The organism is Roseateles sp. P5_E11, assembly GCF_054049355.1.
Map to the genome: position 1 here is coordinate 1 of NZ_JBFUMO010000684.1, position 2758 is coordinate 2758.

General features: G+C 68.3%; 3 protein-coding genes. 2 read left to right on the forward strand and 1 reads right to left on the reverse strand.

The genetic code is table 11. From position 1 onward, the window contains the following. Positions 1-811 (forward strand): serine hydrolase (locus ACXJKR_RS29100; RefSeq protein WP_457325811.1); only part of this gene is annotated, 811 nt, incomplete at its 5' end. Continuing rightward, complete coding sequence (locus tag ACXJKR_RS29105; protein ID WP_457325812.1) at positions 790-1692, forward strand: S66 peptidase family protein; 903 nt, start codon at positions 790-792, stop codon at positions 1690-1692. The genes ACXJKR_RS29100 and ACXJKR_RS29105, both read left to right, overlap by 22 nt. 176 nt (positions 1693-1868) lie before the next feature. Here the strand turns inward: ACXJKR_RS29105 and ACXJKR_RS29110 are convergent. Beyond that, the coding region (locus tag ACXJKR_RS29110) for a TonB-dependent receptor domain-containing protein (protein WP_457325813.1) at positions 1869-2758 on the reverse strand (890 nt) is incomplete at its 5' end.

A 2758-nucleotide genomic window follows, 5' to 3' on the forward strand; every position in this document is an offset into this window, starting at 1 on the left:
TTCCTACGCCTGGCTGCCTGGCGCGGACTGGACTCGCATCGACTTCCCGGCCTGGTTCGGCAGCGGGCCGCGCTTTGTCGCGCCCTATCCGGCCTCGCTGCTGAAGATGATGGTGGCCGTCGGCATGGGTCATCTCGTCGATGCGGGTCGCAGCGACTGGGCGCTGCCTCTGAACTTCACGGGCAAGACCCGCGCAATGGCCGACTGGCTGTTTGACATGATCACCGTCAGCAGCAACGAGGCGACCTCGGCGCTGGTTACCCATCTGCACGAGCGCGGTGCCATCCGTCGCGAAGGCGGCCGCGAGGTGCACAACGAGATGCACGAGTTGTTCGCTGCCGCTGGCCTGCCGGGCTTGATGATCGCCAACACCCAGCCCGATGGCGGTTGGGGCAATGCGGCCGGCTCGGGCGTCGGGCAGATCCAGATGACGGCCTGGGACGCGCTGCGGCTGATGTGGCGGCTGGACGCGGACGCGCCCGCCCAGCCCACGCTGATCAGCCCCGCCAGCCGCGAAGTCATCCGCCGCGCGCTCGATGCACAGAAGCTGCACCACAACCTCAGCAGCGAGTCGCTGCGAGCCTTGCCGGGTTGGGTGCCCGGCATCCCGGTGCACTTCGCCCACAAGACCGGCAACACGCAGAACTACACGAGCGACGCCGGCATCGTGCACGACGGCGACTTGCACTACTTGATTGCGGTGACCACCAGCCTGGGGATGCGTTACGCACCGCATCCGGAGGCTTCGACAACCTGGAAGCTGCCGGCCCTGGGCGCAGCCGTTCACCAATGGCTGAAGACGAATTCCTGATCCCGCCGCTGCGCCCGGGCGCATGCGTCGCCGTCATCGCGCCGGCCGGCCCGCCCAAGCCAGGTCGGCTCGATTCAGTTGAAGGCTGGTTGTGCGAGCGCGGTTATCAAGCCCGTCTGTTGCCAAGCTGCTTCGGCCCGCCACCGCTGGACTTCCTCGCCGCACCCGACGCCGTGCGCCTGGCCGACGTGCACGCGGCCTTCGGCGACCCGCAGTTCGACGCCGTGCTCGCGCTGCGCGGCGGCTCCGGTTGCATCCGGCTGATGGATGGCATCGACCTCGGCCTGCTGGCGCACACGCGCAAGCTGCTGATCGGCTACAGCGACCTGACCGTGCTGCATGCACTGCGCAGCCAGGCGGGCATCCCGTCCCTGCACGCGTCCATGCCGGCCAGCGACTGGGGCCTGCCCGGCGCGCAAGCCGACACCGATGCGCTGTTCGAGGGCCTGGCTCGCGGTTGGCGCGTCGGTGACGTCATCGGTCAGGCTCCGCCACATGCGCTCAGCCACGGCGGCAGTGCGAGGGGCCACCTGATCGGCGGCAATCTGGCGATGTTCTGTGCGTTGCTCGGCACGCCTTATCTGCCCGATGCCGACGGCGCCTTGCTCTTCATCGAGGACATCAGCGAAGAGCCCTATCGTGTCGACCGCATGCTGAGCCAACTGCGCCTGGCCGGTGTGCTGGACCGCATTGCCGGTCTTGTCGTTGGCAGCTTCAGCGGCGCTGAGAGTCCCGACGCCGTGCTGGCTGATCACCTCCCCAAGCTGCGCTGCCCGGTGCTCGCCGGCTGGCCTTCGGGCCATGGGCAGCCGAATCGGCCGCTGCCGTTGGGCGTAGCCGCCGAGATGGCCGTCGCTGCCGGCACGCTGACCCTCGTGTGAACGGCCTTCTCGACTGCGAAGCAGCCGAGTGAGGAGGGCCAGTCACGCGCCGCCAGGCGTGCCGCGCTTGCGCGGGTTGGGCCGCCTCGCGGCACAACTGGCACTCATCAAAAAAACAGCCCCGACACAGGCGGGGCTGGAAACCGGCTTCCGGGGCCGGCAGGGAGTCAGAGGGGTCAGAACATGCGGTACTCAAGGCGCAGCGTGAACGAGCGGCCGCGCGGGTCGGCCACGCGCGGTTCCCAGCTGGAGCCGGCGCCGGTGTTGGTGTCGTAGGTGACGCTGAACGGCGGGTCTTCGTTGAGCAGGTTCTTGATGCCGGCCGTGATGGTCAGGTTCTTGATGCCGCCGTAGGCCAGGCTGGCGTTCAGGATGGAGTAGGCCGCCACGCGCGGGTTCCAGTTCGCCGGCGTCACGGTGCCGTTAGCCACGCCGGGCAGCACGAAGTCCTGGTAGCCGGTGCGGTAGACATGCTGGAACGTGGCCGCCCAGTCGCCCTCGGTGCGGGTCAGCGTGGCGGTGTGCTTCCAGCGGATGCCCAGGTCGCCGGCCCGGGTGAAGCGGCCGACCTCGCTGCTGCCCATCGGCGCGCTCGGCACCAGGCGCGACTTCTTGTCGAGCAGGTAGGACACGTCGAAGCTGCCCGTCCACGCCGCGCCGAAGGCGTTGGTGTTGCCGCGCAGGCCCAGTTCCAGACCCTTGGTGTTGGTCTCGCCGGCGTTCACATAGCGGGTGTCGACGGCGAGGAGCTTGCCGCTGCCGTCACGGATGAAGTTGTCCTTGAAGTACTGGTAGTTCTCGGCCAGCGTCGTCAGGCCGAAGGACTGGATCGTGCCGGTGCGTTCGATCGACCACCAGTCCAGGCTGGCCACCAGGTCTTTCGTTKGCTGGAAAACGACGCCCGCGCTGTACATCTTGGCCTCTTCAGGGCCCAGCGTCGATTTGCCGCCGAACAGGGTGCTGAAGTCGCGCACGGACTGGCAGCCCGGCGTGTTGGAGACGACGCGCGAGGAGCAGGTGGCCGGGTCGGTGAAGTCGGCGCCGACGAAGGTGCTCTCCGTGATCG

Bases quoted from the DNA above. Each gene is read 5' to 3' on its own strand.
- ACXJKR_RS29105 (WP_457325812.1), top strand. From the start codon at position 790: ATGGCTGAAGACGAATTCCTGATCCCGCCGCTGCGCCCGGGCGCATGC.